Consider the following 20,667-nt stretch of genomic DNA (forward strand, 5'->3'; position numbering starts at 1 on the left):
AAGTACTGTGCGCCAACTCGGCCAGGATTTTTTTACGGATATGAAGTGGATAGGTCATGATATTTGTGTAAGTTTTTTAGGCATTCTACTATATATGAAAGTTAACTTGATAGGCCGTCTGAAATATTTAACGAACAGACAAATTTGATATGTGTTTTTCAGGATGCAATGCGTGCAATCAAATAGCCGCAGCCAAGCAAAACAATCATGACAAAGATCACTAATGAAATCCCCAAAATGCCTTTTTTTCCACGCAGCCAATAAGGCAAATAGCGGGTAACGCCGCTTTGCGCGCGCAACTGTTCTTCCAGCTCGGCCCGGATTTGCTTACGCAAGCGTTTTTCTTCTTCCTGCTTTTCTTGTTGCAATTTTTGTGCAATTTCGTGTTGCTTACGATTTTCAAAAGCGACCCGCTCTTGCCATTCGATGCGTTTGCGCTGAAGAACGCGTTCGGAAAGTGAACCGAAATGTGTGCCGCAACTGGGGCATTCTTTGGCCTCCGGATCTTCGATAATGGCGTAGCAAACAGGGCATTGTGAAACTTGTTCGACTAAAATTTCTTCGTGCTCGGTACCGTCCGGCGCCAATTCCAGAGATAGGCGGATAATCACATCAAGCCCCAGATAGCTGAAATAATGCTGTGCGTTTTCACGCTCTTCCCGAGTGCATTGTTCGGCGATGATGGCCTGCGGGTGCTCCTCTAGCGCGGCAATCAAGTCTTCTGCTTCCGTGTCGGGAAGATTATCCCGAATGCAAGCATCCACCCGACCATGATCAACGCCGGGTGGGTAGGAAACATAAACGTCATAAAGGGGTTGTTGCTTGTTCATTCTTTCTCGCCGTTTAAATTTTTAGCATTAAAATCAAGATATACCATCATTTGATAAGTTTATACGTTTTAAATACGATGGTATTTTGATTGAGCCACCGACAAAATAAGGGTTAGGATATTCCAATGGATATTGTTTTTTTTGAAACTATATATAAAAGGCAATAATTATGGATTAGCGGTAGTTTTGTTTGTGGATAAATTGTGGCGCAGATTCATTTTTTCAAATAAAAATGAAATTTTATTTAATTATATGGCATGGCTACGCTGCAGCTTGGCTGCATGAGCTTGCGTTGCTGTGCAGCCTTCGGTTTATTCTCGTGCTATTTTATTTTTGGCGCATATGGGCGTTTTCTGCCAAATTATAAATGTCATGTTAAAAAATTTAAAGAAGAAAAGCCGCTGAATATATTCAGCGGCTTTCTTAGAGATTTCCGGCTTGTTTTGGCGTTAAACCGAGAAGGAGGAGCCGCATCCGCACGTGGTTTCGGCATTGGGGTTGCGGATAACAAATTGCGAGCCTTGCAGGCTTTCGGTGTAATCAATTTCTGCACCGATGAGATATTGATAGCTCATCGGATCTACCAAAAATTTCAGGCCGGCTTTTTCGATTTCAAAGTCGTCGTCATTTTTGATTTCATCGAAAGTGAAGCCATATTGGAAGCCGGAGCAACCGCCGCCGTTTACAAAAACGCGCAATTTCAGGTCGGGGTTGTTTTCTTCTGCAATCAAATCGGCTACTTTAGCGCAGCAGCTTTCGGTAAAAACAATCGGGCTTTCGTCTGACATGGTGGATTCCTTTTATATGAATGTATGCGGTATTGTCGCGCAAACTGTAATGCTAGGCAAGTCAGGGCGAATATGCTGATTTCAATCGGCGATAGGGTAAAGCCCCGCTAAATATTTCGGCCGAACCATTCTACCCGGCCGATAATGGCTACATCATCCGTCATGTTGTGCAGATTGATTTCAAAAGAAGGATAAGCCTCGTTGGCGGAAATCACATTAACCAGCCCGCCCGGCATCACCTGCAGGCGTTTGACTAAGAGATTTTCATTGATTCGCAGCACATAAAGCCCATCGCGCGGTGTGGTTTCGCTGTGGTTGATTAAAATGGCGTCGCCATCATTAAGCACACCTTCCATAGAATCGCCTTTCACGGAAATAACAGACAGGTTTTTACTGTCGCGTGTGATGTAGGTTTCAATCCATTGTCGGCGAAACGGCATGGTGAACACAGGCTTTTCATTTTCTACAAGCCGGCCATGGCCGGCCGCCGCCTGTATGTCATAGCGTGGAACAAAAACAAACTCATCCAGATCAACCGGGTTACCGAGCGTATCCAATGCATGGGTTATCGGTGCGGGATGATCGGAAAAGGGTTCTCCCTCGCCGGTGAGCAGCCAATCTATGCTGCAGCCTTTAAGTTGTTTGATTTTTTTGAGGGTTTCGGCTTTCGGCAGGCCGCCCTCATGCCAGATGCGGCTGAAGCCGGCAATGGTCATATCGATATCAGCAGCGATTTTTGCCTGCTTGGCTTCGTTTTGCCATAAATAAGCTAAGCGTTCTTTAAAGGTATTCATTTCTTATCCTAATGAAGCATTTATTTTGTCTTGGACTCAGTTTACGCTTTTTTTAGCTTAATTCCAAGGATTAAATTATTTTTTTCTAATAGTATTTAAATTTTATTGTTGCAAAATTAGATTTAATTTAGTAATATTCGCAAAACTATTATTTATTGGTGTTTAAAGATTTTTTTGCTTATCAGTGCTTGGCCGGCCTATCTCCGGTTAGTCATTATTTTTGGGAGTGTGCAAAATGAAGAGCAATAAACGAAACAAATGGCGGTGTCTGCTGGGTGCCGGTATGCTGACCTTGGCGTTGGCAGCCTTGCCTTCCACGGAAACAGAAGCTCAATCTGCCGCCATGCCTTTATCCGAGCTGGGCTGCGATAAATTAAATGCGCTGAATTTTCAGAAAATGAATCAAACGCAGGCAGATTATGCCGGGCAATGCGCAGCGAGAGAGGCTGCTTGGGCATGGGAAAGGCAATATGGCGGTTTAGATGAGCATGGTATGATTGGTGCGGTGGTGTATGAGCCGTGAAGCTTGTTCATCATTTATAAACGCCAAGCTTTGTAAGAAAGAGGCTGTGTTTGGCTCGCGTAGATATAATTTGTAGCTTGGACGATATATGTAAGAGTGGTAATAATGGATGAGGCAGTTAAATTTGAATTTCAAATGCTATTTGGGAATAGAGGTGTATTTGCAAATCCGGCCTATAGTTTATATTTAATTGCCGATACAAGAGATGGTAGGCCGTGGTTGTGCGCCTTAAAATTTCAATATTTTCTAGGGTCTGTTCACAATTCATCCGTGCGTAAGATTTTGAGCCAAAAGATTACCACGAGATGAATTGTGAACAGACCCTAGGTTCATGCCAAAACTAAAAAGTAAGATAACAAACGGTGAGCCGCAGATAATCTTCCTTTTTCCCAGTATTTTACTTGGTATTCGAAACAAAGACCGTCATAAGAGGTTTCAGACGGCCTTTGCATGTAATATCGATAATGGTTTATTTGTTAATGGCTTGTTCATTTGAATGGGTATTATACCAATTCAAAAAAGTAAGCTAACAAGGCGGTGAGCCGAAGACAGTACAGATAGTACGGCTAGGCGAGCCAACGCAGTTAGGTTATTTTTTTGGATTGGTATTATTCATTTCACTATAGGTATCGTACGTTTTTGGGACTGACATAACTGCACTGAAAAAAAAGGCCGTCTGAAAATTTCTTTCAGACGGCCTTTTTTCGAGGCTTTATTTAGGGCGTCGGAAGGTGTCGTGGCAGGCTTTGCAGCTGGCGCCGGCATCGCCATAGGCAACTTTGATTTCTCCTAGGTTGCCGCTTTGCGCGGCGGTGTTTAATACGGCCACGGCGGCGTGGAATTTGTCTTCCGCGGCTTTGAAGTCATCCGGGCGCTCCCACACTGCGGGCAGGGCATCGCCATTGCCTTCGGCGTCTTGCTGGAAGTGCTCGAAGGGTTTTTTGCTTTCTTCAGCAAAGACGGCGGCAGCGGTTTTGAATTTTTCTACCTCATAAGGCTCTTCGCCTTTAACCATTTTACCCATGCTGCTGAAATTGGGCATCATGGCTTTGAATGCGGTGGTGCGGGCTTCGGAATTCGGGCCTTTGGCAACATCGGCGCCGCCGCCGCAGGCAGCAAGCATCAGGGTAGCGGCCATGGCGCCAATGGTTAAAGTGGTTTTGATGTTCATAGAGCTTCCTTTTGGTTGTGGTTTTTGGGGTATGCCGATGATGGATGCGGATGGGCATTTGCGTATGTATTAATACATTTCAGAGGTTTTGGCAACCGTTGGCTGTAAAGTGCGTGGATTTCTGTTGGGTTGAGCTTTGCGTGTTTACGGCCATATTTTTGTCGGCACGATGCGGGTTGATTAACGGCGGAAGGTGTCGTGACAGGCTTTGCAGCTTTGTCCAAGCTGGCCGAATGCGCTTTGCGCCGCCGCTTGGCTGCCTTGTTGGGCTGCGTTGTTTAGGGCGGCTGTGGCCTCGCTAAAGCGTTGAATGGCGGCCTGAAATTGTTGCGGCTGCTGCCACACAGCGGCTTTGGCCTCGCCCGTGGCCGCGGGTGAGGCGTAGTGTGGCCAAGGTTTGTCGGCCAGCGCCTGCAAGTCGGCGGTTTGGCGGGAAAGTGCGGCCATATCGGCGGGATTGGCTTTGAGCAGCCGGCCGATGGCTTTGTTGGCGCTGCGGAAATCTTTCATATAGCGTTCGCGCGCAGCCACATCGGCATCGGCGGCGTGAGCGTTGCTGAGAAGGGCCAGCAGGCAGAGGATGAGGCAATATTTCATGGTGGCTCCCTGTGGTTGGGCGGCTTTATGCATACGACTATGTTGGATGAGCTAAATTCAGCCGTATGGCGGCGATTTGCTTTGAGTGGATTGCAAATAGGGTGTGGCCGGGTTTTCCGATAATATCCATGCATAACTTTGGCAGATTTTACCAAAATAAGGCCGTCTGAAAAGTTTCCGGTTGCCATTTAACGTGTTTTTGCCAAGCTTGGCGGGCTCGGTTGTGGTAGTCTTGTCACCATATTAACCAGCGATACAGATGATGAAAGGAGCGTAAGAAATGGCGATATTAATCACCGGGGCATCGGCGGGCTTTGGCGAGGCGATGTGCCGCCGCTTTGTTGAAGCCGGTTATCATGTAATCGGTGCGGCAAGGCGCACCGACAAGCTTGAAGCTCTGCAGGCTGAGCTGGGCGATCGATTTTATCCGCTGCAAATGGATGTGAGCGATCAGGCTTCGGTGGATGCGGCTTTGCAAAGCCTGCCCGAGCCGTTTGCAGAGATTGATGCGCTGATCAACAACGCCGGTTTGGCGCTTGGGCTTGAGCCTGCTGCGCAGGCTGATTTTGCCGATTGGCTCACCATGATCAACACCAATATTATCGGGCTCACTTATCTGACCCGGCAAGTGCTGCCGCAAATGGTGGCGCGCAAAAGTGGCTATATCATCAATTTGGGCTCTATTGCCGGCACTTATCCTTATCCGGGCGGCAATGTATATGGTGCGAGCAAGGCTTATGTGCGCCAATTCAGCCTAAATTTGCGCGCCGATTTGGCCGGCACCGATGTGCGCGTGAGCAATATCGAGCCGGGCTTGTGCGGCGACACGGAATTTTCCAATGTGCGCTTTAAGGGCGATGATGCGCGCGCGGCCAAGCTTTATGAAAATGTGCAGTTTATCCGCCCCGAAGATATTGCCGACACGGCTTTATGGCTTTATCAACGTCCGGCGCATATGAATGTGAACAGCATTGAAATCATGCCGGTAGCGCAAAGTTTCGGTGCGCTTCCGGTGCATCGTGAAGCCCCGCCGGCTTTGCCCGCCGATCATTTTGAAAAACAAAGCACTTCCTTGTTTCAGAAGATTAAAAGTTGGTTTAAGTAAATCGGGTTGAGGCATGCTTTTTAAAGCAGCTTTATGACAGGCCGTCTGAAAGATTTGATTTCAGACGGCCTTTGTTATGTTTGGCCTTTGTGATGTTTAAGGAGGCTCTGAATAACTCTGGCGAGTGAATTTTAATCCAATACAAATAATGCCTGCCCGTGTTGCTTGAACCATTGTTTGGCCGCGGCGGTGTGCGGTGTGTGGCGATTGACGCGCGCCCAGAATTGCGGGCTGTGGTTGGGGTGGGGCAGGTGGCAGAGCTCGTGGATGCACACATAATCGGCCACGAAATCGGGTGCGCCGATCAGCCGCCAGTTGAGGCGGATGCCGCTGCGGCTGCGGCACACGCCCCAAAAGGTTTTGGCGTTGGAAAGTGCGGTGGCGGCGGGGAATAGTTGCAGCTTTTGTGCGTGCGTTTGCAGCAGGGGCAGCAGGGTGTGGGCGGCGCATTCTTGCAAATGGCGGCGTAATGCGGCTTTTTGCTGCGGCGGGCTGAGTGTGTCGGGCAGCAGCAGCCGGCCCTGCTCGTGGCGGATGGTGGAATACGGGTGGGAAAGAATAGAGGTGGCCTCACCGCGATACCAGATTTGGTCGGGCAAGTGCGCGAGTGAGCTTGCCGGTGCGCGTTGCAGGGTTTGGCGCAGCAGCGGCTCGTTGGCTTGCAGCCAGGCGGCCAGCTTGGGCAGGCTGAGAAAGGGCGGGGCGTTTACGCTGATGGCTTCTGCCGACACGGGGCGCAGGATGATGTTTTTTTTGGCGCTGCGTTTGAGTTGCACTTGCAGCTTGAGGCCGTCTGAAAGCGTGTGGGTAAAAGCGGCCATATTAAAGCGCGCCCAGATAATAAAGCAGGCTCAGCACGATGATTGCAGTGCCTGCGCTGAGCAATAAGCGGCGGGTGGCGGGGTGGAAACCGTCGGCGCGCAGGCCGCGGCCGAAATAGCGCCAGCCGAAAGCAATCACCAAAAGGGCGAAGAGAATGGCGGAAATGTGATCGCTGGGCATCATGTTTCAGACGGCCTTGGCTTTGCCGGCCGCGCAAGGGCCGACACCGCTGATTTGGCTTTGCTGGTTTTCAATCCAATGCTCGCATTGCGCCATCATTTCTTCTGGCGTGCCGCTATTGTGGCGGATGGGCGCACCGATTACCACGGTGATTTCGCCGGGGTATTTCATAAAAGAATTGCGCGGCCAGAATTCGCCGCTGTTAACCGCCACAGGCACCAAATCCATTTCAAACATTTGCGCCATGCGCGCGCCACCTTGGCGGTATTTACCTCGTTGGCCGGGCGGGATGCGCGTGCCTTCCGGAAAAATGGTAATCCACAAGCCATCGCGCTTGCGTGCCAAACCTTGCGCCATTAATTGAGTGTTGGCTTGTGCGCGGTTGCTGCGGTCGATGCCGATGGTTTTGGCAAGCTTCAGCCCCCAGCCGAAAAAAGGCAGCTTGAACAATTCTTTTTTGGCCACATAAACCTGTAGTGGGAAAATTTCCTGCAAGGCTAAGGTTTCCCAGCCTGATTGGTGTTTGCTGCAAATAATCGCGGGCCCGGCGGGAATGTTTTCGCGCCCGATGACGCGATAATTCAGGCCGATAATGTGCTTGAGAGACCACATCAGCGTGAGCGCCCACACGCGCCCCATTTTGTTGGCACCGTTGTGAAACAGTGCGGCCGGCAAAAACAGCAGAAATATCGGCGGGGTAATCAGCACCAGCAGCAGCCAGTAAATCAAATTGCGGATCAGCAGCATAATCGCTTTCTTTTAAAAAATCGGGCAGAGCTTTTTTGAGGGGTGCTCAGCTGTTTTTCAGACGGCCTCTGCATGGTTTTGCAGCAAATATTGCGAAAAAGCCAATAAATTATCAAACACTTGCGTGTTTTCAGGCAATGAATCGCCCTCGGCTGCCAGCGTTTTTTTGCCTTTGCCGGTGAGCACCAGTGCGGGCTTGCCGCCCACTGCGGCAATGGCCTGCAAATCGCGCAAGCTGTCGCCCACAAGCCAAGTGTCGGCCGCTTCGGCATTGAAGCGGCTTAAAATATCGCTCACCATGCCGGGCAGGGGTTTGCGGCAATCGCAGCCGTCGGCGGCCGTGTGCGGGCAAAACCAGATGCCGTCGATGACGCCGCCGGCCTGTTGCGCCAAACGGTGCATTTTATTGTGCATTTCGGTGAGCTCTTGCATGGTGAAATATTTGCGGCCGATGCCCGATTGATTGGTGGCCACGGCCACGGTGTAGCCCGCTTCGGTGAGAAAGGCAATCGCGTCCATGCTGCCTGCAATCGGTATCCATTCGTCGGCGGATTTAACGAAATCATCGCGATCTTGGTTAATCACGCCATCGCGGTCGAGGATAATCAGCTTCATAAAAATCTTTCAGACGGCCTCTAACATTTGGAAAAGCTGCCGGATGTGGTGCGGCAAAGTGGGATTATAGCTTAATGCTTGCTTCGGGTCGGCCAATTTATGCAATCCGGCGGCTTTGAGGTTAACGGCTTTTTCGATGCAGCTTGCCAGCGTTTGCGGATTTTGGCGGGAAAAGAAAAAGCCGGCGCTGTCGGTGAGCACTTCGCAGCAGCCCATATTGTCGGCCAGCACCACGCGCGTGCCGCACAGCACCGATTCCACGCCCACGAGGCCGAAAGGCTCATACATCGAGGCCATAATGGTGTAGTCGGCGGCGCGGTAAAGCTCGGGCATATTTTTGCAGAAGCCCAATTCAAGCACATTTTTCATGGGCCGCGGCAGCGGTGAGCCGGCCACGGCGAGCTTTACCGGCAAGGCGGTTTGCTCGAAAAAAGCCGCCAATAAATCCAGTCCTTTGCGCTTGTGGCCGGTTGAAGGGAAAAGAAACACGGTTTCATCATCGGCAAAGCCGTATTGCGCGCGGGTGGCGGCAATGCTTTCGGGTTGCGGATAAAAGCGTGCGGTGTCGGCCGGCGGGTGCACCACGCGGATTTTTTCAGGCGTGATGCCGTATAAATCGAGCAGCTCGCGCTGCATCAGCTGCGAATGCGCCATAATGCTGCGCGCGCTTTCATAATTGCTGCGGTTGCGGCGGATGGTGAGTTTGTCGAGCAGGTTGGCCTGCTGCTGCATGCCCTGCAGATAGCCCAAATGGGTGCCGCCGCAGATAAACACATCGGCATGGTCGCTGGGGTTGCAGGCAATCAGTGGCTCGCCAGGCCGGCGTTTGCGGTCGAGTTGGCGGGCGAAAAAATAGGGGCGCAGCTTTTTCGGTATCCGTTTTTGATTGATGTGCACCGCCTGAATTTGTCGGTATTCAGACACGGAGGTGTCGAACACCGATGCATAAACGCTAACAGTTTGCTGTTCGGCGGCAAGCTGCCTGACCAAATCGAAGGTGTAGCTTTCCATGCCGCCGCCGCTGCGGAAGCAGTTGATGCTGATGGCAATATTATTCATAACATTCAATCGAATAAAACGGCTTGATTCAAAGGTTTGCCCGCCATATCTTTGGCTGACAGTTGCGGCTCGCCGGTGAGCGGCCAGTCGATGGCGAGGGCGGCATCGTTCCACAGCAGGCTTTGCTCGGATTCGGGGTGGTAATAATTAGTGCATTTGTATACGAATTCTGCGCCGTCGCCCAACACATAAAAGCCGTGGGCAAAGCCTTCGGGCACCCACAGTTGGTGCTTGTTGGCCGCCGAGAGCACGGCGCCTGCCCATTGCCCGAAGGTGGGCGATTTGCGGCGCAAATCCACGGCCACATCAAACACGGCGCCGGCCACCACGCGCACAAGCTTGCCCTGAGTGTGCTCGGTTTGGTAGTGCAGGCCGCGCAACACACCGGCGGCGGATTTGGAATGGTTTTCCTGCACAAAGGTGTGCGGAGCAATATTCGCCCGAAACCATTCATCGCGGAAGGTTTCCATAAAAAAGCCGCGCTCATCACCGAACACTTTTGGCTCGAGGATTTTCACGTCGGGAATGCGGGTGGGGATAATATTCATCAATCATGCTTTCTGATGTTTCAGACGGCCTGCGATTTATTTAAATTCACTTAATGACCATGTCGGTTTTTCAATAAGCGCAACAGATAGCGGCCATATTCGTTTTTGCACATCGGCGCGGCCAGCGCTTCCAATTGGCCGTCTGAAAGCCAGCCGTTGCGCCAGGCGATTTCTTCTAAGCAGGCGATTTGCAGGTTTTGCAATTCTTCCACCGTTTGCACAAAAGATGCTGCTTGGTGCAGGCTCTCGTGCGTGCCGGTGTCGAGCCAGGCAAAGCCGCGGCCGAGCAATTGCACATTGAGCGAGCCGTCTTCGAGATACATTTGGTTGATGCTGGTGATTTCCAGCTCGCCGCGTTCAGACGGCCTCACCTGCTTGGCAAATTCCACCACGCGCTTATCGTAAAAATAAAGGCCGGTCACCGCCCAATCGGATTTCGGCTGCACGGGCTTTTCTTCAATCGACAAGGCTTTGAAATCACGATTGAATTCCACCACGCCGAAGCGCTCCGGATCTTTCACCTGATAGGCAAACACCGTTGCACCGTGCGCTTGTGCGGCGGCTTTTTGCAGGCTTTGGCTGAACGACTGGCCATAGAAAATATTGTCGCCCAACACCAAACACACGCTGTCATCGCCGATAAATGTTTCACCGATAATAAAAGCCTGCGCCAAGCCGTCGGGGCTGGGCTGTGCAGCATAGCTGATTTGAATGCCGAAATCGCTGCCATCGCCGAGCAGGCGGCGGAAAGCGGCCTGATCTTCCGGCGTGGTAATCACCAACACTTCGCGGATGCCGGCCAGCATCAGCACTGAGAGCGGGTAATAAATCATGGGCTTGTTATACACCGACAGCAATTGCTTGGACACGCCGCGCGTGACCGGATAAAGGCGCGTGCCCGAGCCGCCTGCCAAAATAATGCCTTTCATGATGCTGCTCCTTCTCCCAAACGCTCTAAGCGGTAAGAGCCGTCGAGCACATGCCGCCACCATGGGCGGTTGTCGAGATACCAGCGCACGGTTTTGCGCAAGCCCGATTCAAAGGTTTCCTGCGGCAGCCAGCCCAATTCGCGGCCGATTTTGCCCGCATCGATGGCATAGCGCACATCGTGGCCGGGGCGGTCGGCCACAAAAGTGATTAAGTCGGCATAGTTTGCCACGCCGGCCGGTTTTTGCGGCGCCATTTCTTCCAGTAGCGCGCAAATGCTGCGCACCACATCGATATTGGCCTGCTCATTATGGCCGCCGATATTATAGGTTTCGCCGATTTCGCCCTGCATCAGCACGGTGTAAAGCGCGCGCGCGTGGTCTTCCACAAATAGCCAGTCGCGGATTTGTTGCCCGTTGCCATACACCGGCAAAGGTTTGCCTGAAAGCGCATTCAGAATCATCAGCGGAATCAGTTTCTCGGGGAAATGATAGGGGCCATAATTGTTGGAGCAATTGGTGATTAATGTGGGCAGGCCGTAGGTGCGCAGCCAAGCGCGCACCAAATGATCGCTGGATGCTTTCGAGGCCGAATAAGGGCTGCTGGGCGCATAAGGTGTGGTTTCGGTAAACAAATCATCGCTGCCGTGCAAATCGCCATACACTTCATCGGTGGAAATATGATGAAAGCGGAATGCATCGCGCTTTTCAGACGGCATCTGCTGCCAATAAGCGCGCGCCGCTTCCAAAAGCGTGTAGGTGCCGACAATATTGGTTTCGATAAACGCCGCCGCACCGTCAATCGAGCGGTCGACATGGCTTTCCGCCGCCAAATGCATCAGTGCATCGGGTTGGTGTGCGACAAACACGCGTTCGAGTTCGGCGCGGTTGCAGATATCCACCTGCTCGAAGGCATAGCGCGGGCTGGCGGTCACCGATTCGAGCGACTCGAGATTGCCGGCATAAGTGAGCTTGTCTACATTGACCACGCTGTGGTCGGTGTGCCGGATGATATGGCGGATAAGCGCCGAGCCGATAAAGCCGGCACCGCCGGTGATGAGGATTTTCATAAGTGGGCTTTTTAATAGTTTAAACGTTTATGATTAGCGGTAATCGGTACAAACAGGTTGCAATCTGGAATCTTTCAATATTTTATCCATATATTTAAGATTCAGGGGGTGGAAAATATCGCCCAAGATATGGGTCCAAGGAATCGGATAGCCTTCGTTATCGCCCATGATATTGCCAGGGTGTTGTTTGAGCTTATTGGCATAAAAATCCATGCGGCAGTGTAATTCCCGATACCAGGCGCGGGTAAACGGCGTGTCGGGGCGGAAGATATAGGCGCAATTGCCGATAATCTGAGAATAATATTGATTCATGTCTTGTTGGATAACGCCGCCCACTTGCGCCAAGCCGTCTTGCTTGCGCTCGGGATAGCCGATTGCATAAGCCGGGCTTGCTTCCAATTGCTCGAATGATGCGAGCCAGTTGTGGCGGCAAGGTTTGATGTCACTATAGCCGCCGCCCAAGTAATGCATGAAATAGCAGCGCAGATAATCGGATTTATGCACCAGCGATAAATATTCGAAAGCCGGGTGCAGCGGGGCATTTGGCCGGATAAATTGCGGCAGGTTTTCCGGCGTAACCAACACCACGGGCACACCTGCAACGGCTTGCAGAGAAGTGATGCCGCGCCGGCGGTTGTCGCTCATTGGGTTGCGGCCGGTCCAGAATGCATAAATTTTCCGCTCCGCAGGCGGATATGATGCGGCTTGGCCGGCATCAAGCTCTGTGGAAGCTAAAAAAGTGTGTCGGTATTTATCCGCCTGATAAGAAAACGGCACGATTTTGCTATAAAGTTTGTTTATGCGATATTTCAGGCTGGTTTTCCATTTGCCCATCGGCGTGGTGCTTTCGTTAATCAATGCTTTGAAAGTATATTTTATGCGCAGTGTGATTTGTCGCACAACATTTTATATTTTTCGGGCTTGAAGCATTTATAAAACCATTTGCGCCAAGGCTTTTGATAATATTGTTCGCGTTTTAAGCGTGCCGCCATTAAGTCATGAAAATAAAGGCCGTTGCTGCAATAAAAAGCATAGTGCTTCTGATAAATCTTAAACAGATTATCCGACCATTTTTGCTTGGAGGCCTGATTGGTAACAGAAGAGCAGGTTTGGCGCTGGCGGTAGAAAAAAAGCGGCTCATTGATGCGGTGTATTTTGCCGTGGTTTTTAACCAGCGAAATAAATAAATCCCAATCTTCAAACATGGTTAGGCCGGTATCGAATCCGCCCACGGCATCGTAATGGCTTTTGCGGATTAAGGCGGTGATAAAAATGCAATTGCTCAGCAAGAAATCTTTGGTGTGGAATTCGGGCAGCGCCCAGGCTTTGTTTTCACGGTCAAACAGCATGGCTTTGCTGTAAACCACCGACAATTGCTCGTCTGACTCTGCGATTGCCACGCATTTTTTCAAATAATCAACGGCTAATTTATCATCAGAATCCAGGCAGACCAAATATTTGCCTTTGGCTCGGGCAATGGCATTGGTGCGGGCAATCACGCAATAAGTATTGGCCTGGCTCAACACGGTTAAACGCTTATCGATGGCGGCAAATTGCTGCAATATTTCAAGCGTGTCGTCGCTTGAGCCGTCATCAATGGCAATGGCTTCGAAATGGTCAAATGATTGGGCAAATAGGCTTTCTAATGTTTCGGTGAGGTAGGCTGCGGTGTTGTGGCAGGGGATAATCACCGACACCAAAGGTTGATTCATGCGTTTTCCTTATATTTTGATTTTATTGGTTTTGTGGGTGTAATGTTTTTTGTGCAATGCAAGCGAAGCAATTGGGGCGGCTATGCAGATGGGCGGTTTTCCAAAATTTGGTCGAGCCAGCCTTTAAACGAATAGCGTTTTTTGATTTCTGGGTCAATCGCTTGATAGGGCAGGCTGAGAAAATCGGCCAGCCCGCTCAGATCTGTTCCATTCCACACAAAAATATTTTCCGGCCGATAAAAATCATAACGGGTAACGGCCTGATTGGTGGTGATTACTTTTTTATCAAAACGCAAGGCATCAAACAGGCGGAATGAAAGGCCTTGATGGTCGGGGCTGACAAAATCCACCACCACTTCGCATTGCTGCACTTTTTGCAGATTTTGCTCGAATGTCAGCGCGCTTTGCTGGTTCAGATAGGTGATGCCGGCTTGGCCGAAGGCTTTTTCTGCGCGCTCGTCTTTGCTGTAGATATAAAAATCGAGCGGCAGATTCAAACAGCGTGCGGTGTCGATAAACAGCCGCGTTTCCGCCTCGCGGTTGGCCTCGTAGCCGCCCAAAAAATAAATGCCGGCGGGCGCTGCGGGGGCGGCCTCGATGGGGAAATCGAAATAAAAATTGGTGATGGCTTGAAAGCCGTATTGCCGGTATTTTTCAGCATCTGATTGATCAAACACATAAAAGCGGTCGAAGTAGGGCAGGTATTGCAAGATATCGGGAAAGCGCTCGATGCCGTCCCATTGGTAATTGATGCAGGTGCGGCTATGTTGGCGGATTTGGGCAATCACTTCTTTGGGGTAGATATTGGCGCGGATGCAGAGGGCGAAATCGGCTTTTTCGTGCAAGGCGGCCAGTTTGTGTTCTATTTCTGCTTGATGACGGGAAAATTTCAGTTTTTTTTTGTAATTGCCGTCTTTTGTGATGTGTTTGTGATAAAGGTTGCGCAAACGGGCGGCAAGGCTCGGGTAGTAAGAGTGCCTGTCGTCATAACACAGGTTCACCACTTCATAGCCGTAATGGCGCAGGTTTTTTTCTATGCAGTAATCCAGCCCGTAAAGATAAGGCATGGCAAGGATGATGGTTTGGCTCATAAAGCATTCTGGTGCAGTGCGGCTCGGGCGAATCTGCCCGTGCCTTGATTTGAATGGTATGGGTTTTCAAATATAACAGAGTGGATTGTATAGAAAAATGGCTATTGTTAACAGGTGTTTGTTGCCTATTAAGGCATTTTATGATGACGGGCGCAATGATTGCTGCCAAGCCTCAAAGGCCGTCTGAAACACGGCTTCGAGCTTGATGCGGTTTTCTGTGTTGTCGGCCACATGATAAAAGCTGCCGAGCGCGGGGGTGTTCATGGTGGTGACGTAATCGGCCATAAAGTTGCCGTAGCCGTCTTCTTCATCGTCGTAGTAAAACGAGGTGAAGCGCTGGCCGAATTCGTTGAAATCATCGCGCATCAGGGCGCCGTCCATATGGCGCAGTAGAAATTCGGCGCCGCTAAGCCGGCCTTCCTGCATGGCGGCGAAATCTTCGGCGCTCTCGGGCGCGCTTTGCCACACGGGGTTGTGCAGGTTTTGCGAGGCCGCCCATGCCCAATACATGCCGATGTGGGTGGCGGCGTTTTCTGCGGGCAGGCCGGCGGGGTAGTTTTCGTCGGTGTGGAAACGGGTGTTGTCATACATGGCGGTGCGCTTTCAGACGGCCTTGAGGGTGGAAATCAATTATAACATTCTATAACATTTATGCTGCCGGATGCAGCAGCCGGTATTGCACGCGCATAAATTCGCTGATGAGGTTTTGCTGGATTTCCAGCCTTTTGTAGAGCGGGCAGGCAAAGCGCACGATGAGGTTATACACTTTGTCGTCGTGGGGCACGCAGGTCAGGCGCGGGTGTGCGGCGGGGGTGATGAAGAGCTTTTGGGTTTGAATCAGCGCCAGATGCTGTTCGATTTCGGCCACATAAGGGGCGCAAAGCTGTTCGAGCAGGGCTTGCAGCGGCGGCAGCACGGCATCGGGATCCACGGCCAGCGGCACGGGAATGTCGAAAGTGTGGATCACATAAGGTCCCAATATATTGTCGCGTTGCACCGATTGGGCCAGCAGCAGGCTGTTGGGAAAAGACACGGTTTTGCCGCTGAGCTGGCCCACCAAAATATTGGGGCCGATCTGCATCATCAGCGTGTTGAAAAGGTTGATATCGACCACGCGCCCGCGCAGGCCGCCGATTTCGATGTAGTCGCCCACGGAATATTGCTTGGTGAGGCTGCGCAAAAGGCTGCCGGAAAGGCACATAATCAGCTCTTTGGTGGCCAGCACGATGGCCGCGGCAATGGCAAACATCGAGAGCGCGAGGGTTTGGATTTGCGCGGCCCACACGCTGATGAGGCCGATTAAGCAGGCAATCAGGGTGAGGTTGCGGCTCACCACCACCCAGCGGCGCATGTCTTCGATCTGCATGGCGGGGTGGCGGCGGAAATGGGTTTGCAGAATCACGGTGCGCACGAGCAACACGCCGATAATCAGCAGCACCGATTGAATGATTTCGCTGCGTATCGGCCCTTGCTGGATGAATTCGCTGATTTCTGCCCACATGGTGCGGCTCCGGTTGGTAGTTATGTTGTTGTAATGGGAAAAGTATTTAGGCCGTCTGAACGTTTTCAGACGGCCTAAACTATACAGGCAAGCGGCTTATTCGGGCAATTTCTCTACAATGCCCACGCCCACGGCATCGGGGCCGATATAAGCGCCCAGCACCGGTGAAATCGGGATGCCTTGCAGATGCAGGCCGGTTTGGTTGTGCAACTTGTTGGCAAAGCGGTTGTAGAGCTCGAGGTTGCCGCAATACATGCCGCACAGCACCAAATCATCGATATTTTTGCCGGCAATGCGCGCGGCCACGGCGGCCACGGTTTCATCGAGCAGATGGTCGCTGCTGCGGGCTACGGTGATTTTGCGCAGGGTGTTGTTGCGAAAGGCAAACACGGGTTTGAGGCCGAGCAGGTCGCTAAACATGGCGCCGATACGCATCAGGCCGCCGCTGTTGGTGAGCTGCTGAAGCGAATGCACGCTGAACACCACTTCGCAGCGCGATTTGAGCTGCTCCAAATGCGCCATGGTTTGCGCCGGGGTGCGGCCGCTTTTGAGCAGGCGCAGGGCTTCGAGTGCGAAAAAGCCTTCCGGCATGCCGGCCACGCCGGTGTCGAGCACATGGATGGTGAGCTCTCCGGCCATTTCGTCGGCCACTTGGCGGATAATCTGATGGCTCTCGCTCATGCGCCGGCTGATGGTGGTGACGATGGCTTCGTGATAGCCCTGTGCTTTCAGATAGCTGAAGGTTTCGCGCAGAGATTCGGGCGTGGGCGGCGTGGTTTGCACGGCGCGGCCGGGGTGGCGGTAGAGCCATTGGTAGAAGATTTCGGGTTTTAAATCCAGCCCGTCGGTGTAGCGGATGCCGTCGAGGGTGAGTGTGAGGCGCAGAATCTGAATCGGGCTGTCGCGGCTGAGAATGCTGTCGAGCGAGCCGGTGGAAGTGGATAAAACGGCGCAGCGGTAAAGCTCGTATGAACCCGTCACAATGTTCCCCTTAAACATACAGATAATCGGTTTTTTAAAATAATAAACGGTAGTATGGGCTTTGTCTATGCCATTTGGGAATGATTTCCCTGCTTCGGCAAGCGCGGCGGCTTGCTGTTTCAGACGGCCATTGAATGGGATTTAGAATAAAGCAAGCGTTTGAATGATTTTGCGCTACATTGCGCTTCATCATAAATTCTGTTGCAACAATATGTTAGATTGCGCCATCTTTCATCTGCACCAGGAGCGTTTTGTGATTTCCACCCAAACCCAAATTGCCGGCTCGGTTTTTGCCAACTGCATCATGAATGCCTCGGGCGTGTATTGCCACAGCGCCCATGAGCTTGATGCCGTGCAGCAATCGACCGCCGCCACTTTTGTGACCAAAAGCGCCACACTGGCACCGAGGGCGGGCAACCCCGAGCCGCGCTATTGCACGGTGCCTTTTGGCAGCATCAATTCGATGGGTTTGCCCAATCACGGCTTGGCTTATTATTTGGATTATGTGTCGCAGGCGCAGCGTGATTTTCCCGGCAAAAGTTATTTTTTATCGATTACCGGCTTTAATGTGGAAGAAGATTTGGCGCTGATCCGGCAGGTGCAGGCTTCTGATTTTGCCGGCATTGTCGAATTAAACCTTTCCTGCCCCAATGTGCCGGGCAAGCCGCAAACCGGCTATGATTTCGAAGCGGTGGCGCGTATTTTGGAGGCGGTGTTTGCGCTTTATCAGGCGCCTTTGGGCATCAAGCTGCCGCCTTATTTCGATTTGATTCATTTTGATGAAATCGCCGCTATTCTCAACCGCTTTCCGCTCGCTTATGTGAATTCGGTCAACAGCATCGGCAACGGCTTGTGCGTGGATGCGGCGAGCGAAGCCGTGTTGATCAAGCCCAAAGGCGGGTTCGGCGGCATTGGTGGTGTTTATTTAAAACCCACGGCGCTGGCCAATGTGCGCGCTTTTTACGAGCGGCTGAAGCCGGAAATCCAGATTATCGGCACCGGCGGCGTGGTGAACGGCAGCGATGTGTTTGAGCACATTCTCTGCGGCGCGAGCATGGTGCAGGTCGGCACCACGCTGCAAGAAGAGGGCATAGGCGCGTTTGCGCGGCTGACGCGGGAATTGAAAGAAATCATGGCGGCCAAAGGCTATCAAACGCTGGATGATTTTAGAGGCCGTCTGAAAACTTTGTGAACATGGGCGTGAGCATGATATAGAAATAAGGCCGTTTGAAAGGAAAGTTTCAGACGGCCTTATTCAAGCGGCATGGCTGTGCGATGAATGGCAGGCCGCCTTTGACGATTGTTGAAAAAACAATCTATTTCCCGAGCATTTGCTGATAAATCATTTAAATATGCGGATAAAGTGATGCAATGCGCCCGCATCAGCCGCCCGGTTGGATATAATCAATGTTTTCCCCCATATCGGCGCTGGCGGTTTGCCGCCGGCCGATGCGCCTGAGCACCCATTATGCATTTTTCTCTCGCCCCGATTGTGATCGTATTGCTGGTTGCCGTGCTGACGGTAATCGTTTGCCGCCGTTTGAATATCCCCTCTATGCTCGGCTATCTGCTGGTGGGCTTTTTGGCCGGCCCCGGCGTGCTGCACCTGATTCCGCAAACCGCAGCCACCGATTATCTGGGCGAAATCGGCATTGTGTTTTTGATGTTCAGCATCGGGCTGGAATTTTCGTTGCCCAAGCTTCGGGCGATGCGCAAGCTGGTGTTCGGCTTGGGCGGCATGCAGGTGGTGATCACCATCGTTTCCATACTCGGCATTTTGATGCTGGCCGGCACGCCGTTTATCTGGGCTTTTGCTGTGGCCGGCGCGCTGACGATGTCGTCTACCGCCATTGTGAGCCGCATTCTTTCCGAGAAAACCGAATTGGGGCAGCCGCACGGGCAAATGGCGATGGGCGTGCTGCTGATGCAGGATATTGCCGTGGTGCCGCTGATGATTCTTTTGCCCGCGCTTGCCGGTGGTAATCAGGATAGTTTGTGGATGGCGCTGGGGATTGCGTTTGTGAAAATGGCGGCCACGCTGGGCTTGCTGTTTGTGATCGGCAACCGCGTGATGACACCTTGGTTTCGGCTGGTGGCGCGGCAAAAATCGTCTGAACTTTTTATGATCAACGTGTTGTTGGTTACTTTGGGCGTGGCCTATCTCACCGAGCTGGAAGGCTTGTCGCTGGCATTGGGCGCGTTTGTGGCCGGTATGCTGCTCTCAGAAACGGAATACCGCTTTCAGGTGGAAGACGATATCCGCCCGTTTCGCGATATTCTGCTCGGCTTTTTCTTTATCACCGTCGGCATGAAGCTGGATATCGGCGCGCTTTTTGAAGGTTGGCAGCTGGTGCTGATGCTGCTGGCCATTTTGCTGCTGCTCAAAGGGCTGATTGTGTTTGCGCTGGCACGCTATATGCGCCACAACGTGGCCGACAGCCTGAAAGCATCAATGTATCTGGCGCAGGGCGGCGAATTCGGCTTTGTAATTTTGGCGGTGTCGCACGGGCTGAACCTGCTTTCCGGCGAATTGGAGCAGGCCGCCACCGCTGCGATTTTGATTTCGATGATATTAGCACCCTTTATTCTCAACAGCAGCGAGCGCGTGGTGGCGCGGCTGGTGAAATCAAGCTGGGATATGAAAGCTGTCGATCTGCAAAACATGCTCATCGCCACTATGAATAAATCCGAGCACATTCTGATTGTGGGCTATGGGCGCGGCGGCCAAACCATAGGCCGGATTTTGGCGCAGGAAAATATCCCTTATTACGCGCTCGATATGGATGCCGAGCGGGTGCAGATTGCCCGCAGCGCCGGCGAGCCGGTGTCGTTTGGCGATGCCAAGCGGCGCGAAGTGCTCGAAGCGGCCGGCTTGGCGCGTGCCAAAATGGTGGTGATTACGCTCAACAATATGCATGAAAGCCGCCATGTGATCGACACCATCATGCACATGCATCCCACCATGCCCGTGCATGTGCGCGCCACCAGCGATGATTATCTGCAAACCTTTACGCAAATGGGCGCAGAAGAAGCCGTGTCCGACACCAAAGAAACCAGCCTCGCGCTGGCCGCCTATGCCTTGCTCGGCGCGGGCATTTCCTATCAAAACGTGCATCAGATTATCATGAACATCCGCCGCAGCCGCTATGCCATGCTGGAAGATTTGTTTGTGGGCAGCGATGACGAAGCCGGCTTTTACGACGAACGCAACAGCATCAGCCGCTATGCCTTTACTCTACCCGAGGCCGCCCATGCCGTGGGCCGGCACATTGATGAGCTGCCCTTGCAGCATTTGAATGTCAAATTATTGTCGGTGCGCCGCCATATGCATCAAATCCAGCAATTTGACACAGACTTTTGCTTGGAAGGCGATGATATTTTGGTGGTGGCCGGTCATAAAGAAAAAATAATCTCTTTTGAAAACTGGGCATTACAAGGAGAGGGTTAAATCAGTGCAAAATTTGCTTGCGCGGGCGGCCGGATTTTGGTTTAATCCTGTCTTCGCAGCGATAAGCGCGAAAGAAAACGGGTGATTAGCTCAGTTGGTAGAGCGTCTGCCTTACAAGCAGAATGTCGGCGGTTCGACTCCGTCATCACCCACCATTTT

General features: G+C 51.9%; 23 protein-coding genes and 1 tRNA gene. 5 read left to right on the forward strand and 19 right to left on the reverse strand.

Features of this window, described 5'->3' with window-relative positions; all coding sequences use genetic code 11:
• Window positions 1–158: 158 nt before the first annotated feature.
• The 3 genes from EV680_RS10435 to EV680_RS10445 form a co-directional block, all read right to left on the reverse strand.
• A complete protein-coding gene (locus EV680_RS10435; RefSeq protein ID WP_132954683.1) occupies window positions 159–830 on the reverse strand; it encodes a hypothetical protein in 672 nt (223 codons plus the stop codon).
• A gap of 449 nt (window positions 831–1,279) precedes the next feature.
• Window positions 1,280–1,618, reverse strand: coding sequence for an iron-sulfur cluster insertion protein ErpA (erpA, locus tag EV680_RS10440; protein WP_132954684.1), 339 nt, complete (start codon window positions 1,616–1,618; stop codon window positions 1,280–1,282).
• Between the two features lie 107 nt (window positions 1,619–1,725).
• A complete protein-coding gene (locus EV680_RS10445; protein WP_132954685.1) occupies window positions 1,726–2,412 on the reverse strand; it encodes a S24 family peptidase in 687 nt (228 codons plus the stop codon).
• A 235-nt stretch (window positions 2,413–2,647) separates the two neighbouring features.
• On the opposite strand from EV680_RS10445, the gene EV680_RS10450 reads away from it, so the two are divergent.
• A complete protein-coding gene (locus EV680_RS10450) occupies window positions 2,648–2,935 on the forward strand; it encodes a hypothetical protein (RefSeq protein WP_132954686.1) in 288 nt (95 codons plus the stop codon).
• Window positions 2,936–3,647: 712 nt separating this feature from the next.
• On the opposite strand, the gene EV680_RS10455 is transcribed toward EV680_RS10450, so the two are convergent.
• Both EV680_RS10455 and EV680_RS10460 read right to left on the reverse strand, forming a co-directional pair.
• Window positions 3,648–4,106: a c-type cytochrome gene (locus tag EV680_RS10455; protein ID WP_132954687.1), complete on the reverse strand. Its 459-nt coding sequence runs from the start codon at window positions 4,104–4,106 to the stop codon at window positions 3,648–3,650.
• Between the two features lie 180 nt (window positions 4,107–4,286).
• Window positions 4,287–4,703, reverse strand: coding sequence for a cytochrome c (locus EV680_RS10460; RefSeq protein ID WP_165870938.1), 417 nt, complete (start codon window positions 4,701–4,703; stop codon window positions 4,287–4,289).
• Between the two features lie 280 nt (window positions 4,704–4,983).
• Here EV680_RS10460 and EV680_RS10465 point away from each other — a divergent pair, with 280 nt between their 5' ends.
• Window positions 4,984–5,808, forward strand: a complete 825-nt coding sequence (locus EV680_RS10465; protein WP_132954689.1) for an SDR family oxidoreductase — start codon at window positions 4,984–4,986, stop codon at window positions 5,806–5,808.
• A 131-nt stretch (window positions 5,809–5,939) separates the two neighbouring features.
• On the opposite strand, the gene EV680_RS10470 is transcribed toward EV680_RS10465, so the two are convergent.
• The 14 genes from EV680_RS10470 to EV680_RS10535 form a co-directional block, all read right to left on the reverse strand.
• The gene (locus EV680_RS10470) at window positions 5,940–6,629 is read right to left on the reverse strand and encodes a M48 family metallopeptidase (protein WP_132954690.1); all 690 of its coding nucleotides are present in this window, start codon (window positions 6,627–6,629) and stop codon (window positions 5,940–5,942) included.
• A 1-nt stretch (window position 6,630) separates the two neighbouring features.
• Window positions 6,631–6,813 carry a hypothetical protein gene (locus tag EV680_RS10475; RefSeq protein ID WP_132954691.1) on the reverse strand — a complete coding sequence of 61 codons (183 nt, stop codon included), beginning with the start codon at window positions 6,811–6,813 and terminating at the stop codon, window positions 6,631–6,633.
• 3 nt (window positions 6,814–6,816) lie between these two features.
• A complete protein-coding gene (locus tag EV680_RS10480) occupies window positions 6,817–7,557 on the reverse strand; it encodes a lysophospholipid acyltransferase family protein (protein ID WP_132954692.1) in 741 nt (246 codons plus the stop codon).
• Window positions 7,558–7,614: 57 nt separating this feature from the next.
• Entirely contained in the window at window positions 7,615–8,172 is a 558-nt protein-coding gene (gene gmhB, locus EV680_RS10485; RefSeq protein WP_132954693.1) for a D-glycero-beta-D-manno-heptose 1,7-bisphosphate 7-phosphatase, read from the reverse strand.
• 9 nt (window positions 8,173–8,181) lie between these two features.
• Window positions 8,182–9,231, reverse strand: a complete 1,050-nt coding sequence (locus EV680_RS10490; RefSeq protein WP_132954694.1) for a glycosyltransferase family 4 protein — start codon at window positions 9,229–9,231, stop codon at window positions 8,182–8,184.
• A 5-nt stretch (window positions 9,232–9,236) separates the two neighbouring features.
• The gene (gene rfbC, locus EV680_RS10495) at window positions 9,237–9,779 is read right to left on the reverse strand and encodes a dTDP-4-dehydrorhamnose 3,5-epimerase (RefSeq protein ID WP_132954695.1); all 543 of its coding nucleotides are present in this window, start codon (window positions 9,777–9,779) and stop codon (window positions 9,237–9,239) included.
• Window positions 9,780–9,829: 50 nt separating this feature from the next.
• The gene (rfbA, locus tag EV680_RS10500; RefSeq protein ID WP_132954696.1) at window positions 9,830–10,708 is read right to left on the reverse strand and encodes a glucose-1-phosphate thymidylyltransferase RfbA; all 879 of its coding nucleotides are present in this window, start codon (window positions 10,706–10,708) and stop codon (window positions 9,830–9,832) included.
• On the reverse strand, window positions 10,705–11,775 hold the full coding sequence (gene rffG / locus EV680_RS10505; protein WP_132954697.1) for a dTDP-glucose 4,6-dehydratase: 1,071 nt from the start codon (window positions 11,773–11,775) through the stop codon (window positions 10,705–10,707). The genes rfbA and rffG overlap by 4 nt, the downstream gene beginning before the upstream one ends.
• Window positions 11,776–11,808: 33 nt before the next feature.
• A complete protein-coding gene (locus EV680_RS10510) occupies window positions 11,809–12,609 on the reverse strand; it encodes a glycosyltransferase family 32 protein (RefSeq protein WP_165870939.1) in 801 nt (266 codons plus the stop codon).
• Between the two features lie 41 nt (window positions 12,610–12,650).
• Window positions 12,651–13,487 carry a glycosyltransferase family 2 protein gene (locus EV680_RS10515; RefSeq protein WP_132954699.1) on the reverse strand — a complete coding sequence of 279 codons (837 nt, stop codon included), beginning with the start codon at window positions 13,485–13,487 and terminating at the stop codon, window positions 12,651–12,653.
• 80 nt (window positions 13,488–13,567) lie between these two features.
• On the reverse strand, window positions 13,568–14,578 hold the full coding sequence (locus EV680_RS10520; RefSeq protein ID WP_132954700.1) for a WaaS/CpsH family glycosyltransferase: 1,011 nt from the start codon (window positions 14,576–14,578) through the stop codon (window positions 13,568–13,570).
• A gap of 138 nt (window positions 14,579–14,716) precedes the next feature.
• Window positions 14,717–15,169, reverse strand: coding sequence for a DUF7832 domain-containing protein (locus tag EV680_RS10525; protein ID WP_132954701.1), 453 nt, complete (start codon window positions 15,167–15,169; stop codon window positions 14,717–14,719).
• A gap of 58 nt (window positions 15,170–15,227) precedes the next feature.
• Window positions 15,228–16,079, reverse strand: coding sequence for a mechanosensitive ion channel family protein (locus tag EV680_RS10530; RefSeq protein WP_132954702.1), 852 nt, complete (start codon window positions 16,077–16,079; stop codon window positions 15,228–15,230).
• A gap of 96 nt (window positions 16,080–16,175) precedes the next feature.
• Complete coding sequence (locus EV680_RS10535; protein ID WP_165870940.1) at window positions 16,176–17,060, reverse strand: DegV family protein; 885 nt, start codon at window positions 17,058–17,060, stop codon at window positions 16,176–16,178.
• 253 nt (window positions 17,061–17,313) lie between these two features.
• Between EV680_RS10535 and EV680_RS10540 the strand changes: the two genes are divergently transcribed.
• The 3 genes from EV680_RS10540 (at window position 17,314) to EV680_RS10550 (ending at window position 20,663) form a co-directional block, all read left to right on the forward strand.
• A complete protein-coding gene (locus tag EV680_RS10540; RefSeq protein ID WP_132954704.1) occupies window positions 17,314–18,252 on the forward strand; it encodes a dihydroorotate oxidase in 939 nt (312 codons plus the stop codon).
• A gap of 276 nt (window positions 18,253–18,528) precedes the next feature.
• Complete coding sequence (locus tag EV680_RS10545) at window positions 18,529–20,508, forward strand: cation:proton antiporter domain-containing protein (RefSeq protein ID WP_132954705.1); 1,980 nt, start codon at window positions 18,529–18,531, stop codon at window positions 20,506–20,508.
• A 79-nt stretch (window positions 20,509–20,587) separates the two neighbouring features.
• Window positions 20,588–20,663: transfer RNA gene (locus EV680_RS10550), tRNA-Val, on the forward strand.
• Window positions 20,664–20,667 lie beyond the last annotated feature (4 nt).

Origin of the sequence: Uruburuella suis (assembly GCF_004341385.1) — a bacterium.
Lineage (GTDB): Bacteria > Pseudomonadota > Gammaproteobacteria > Burkholderiales > Neisseriaceae > Neisseria > Neisseria suis.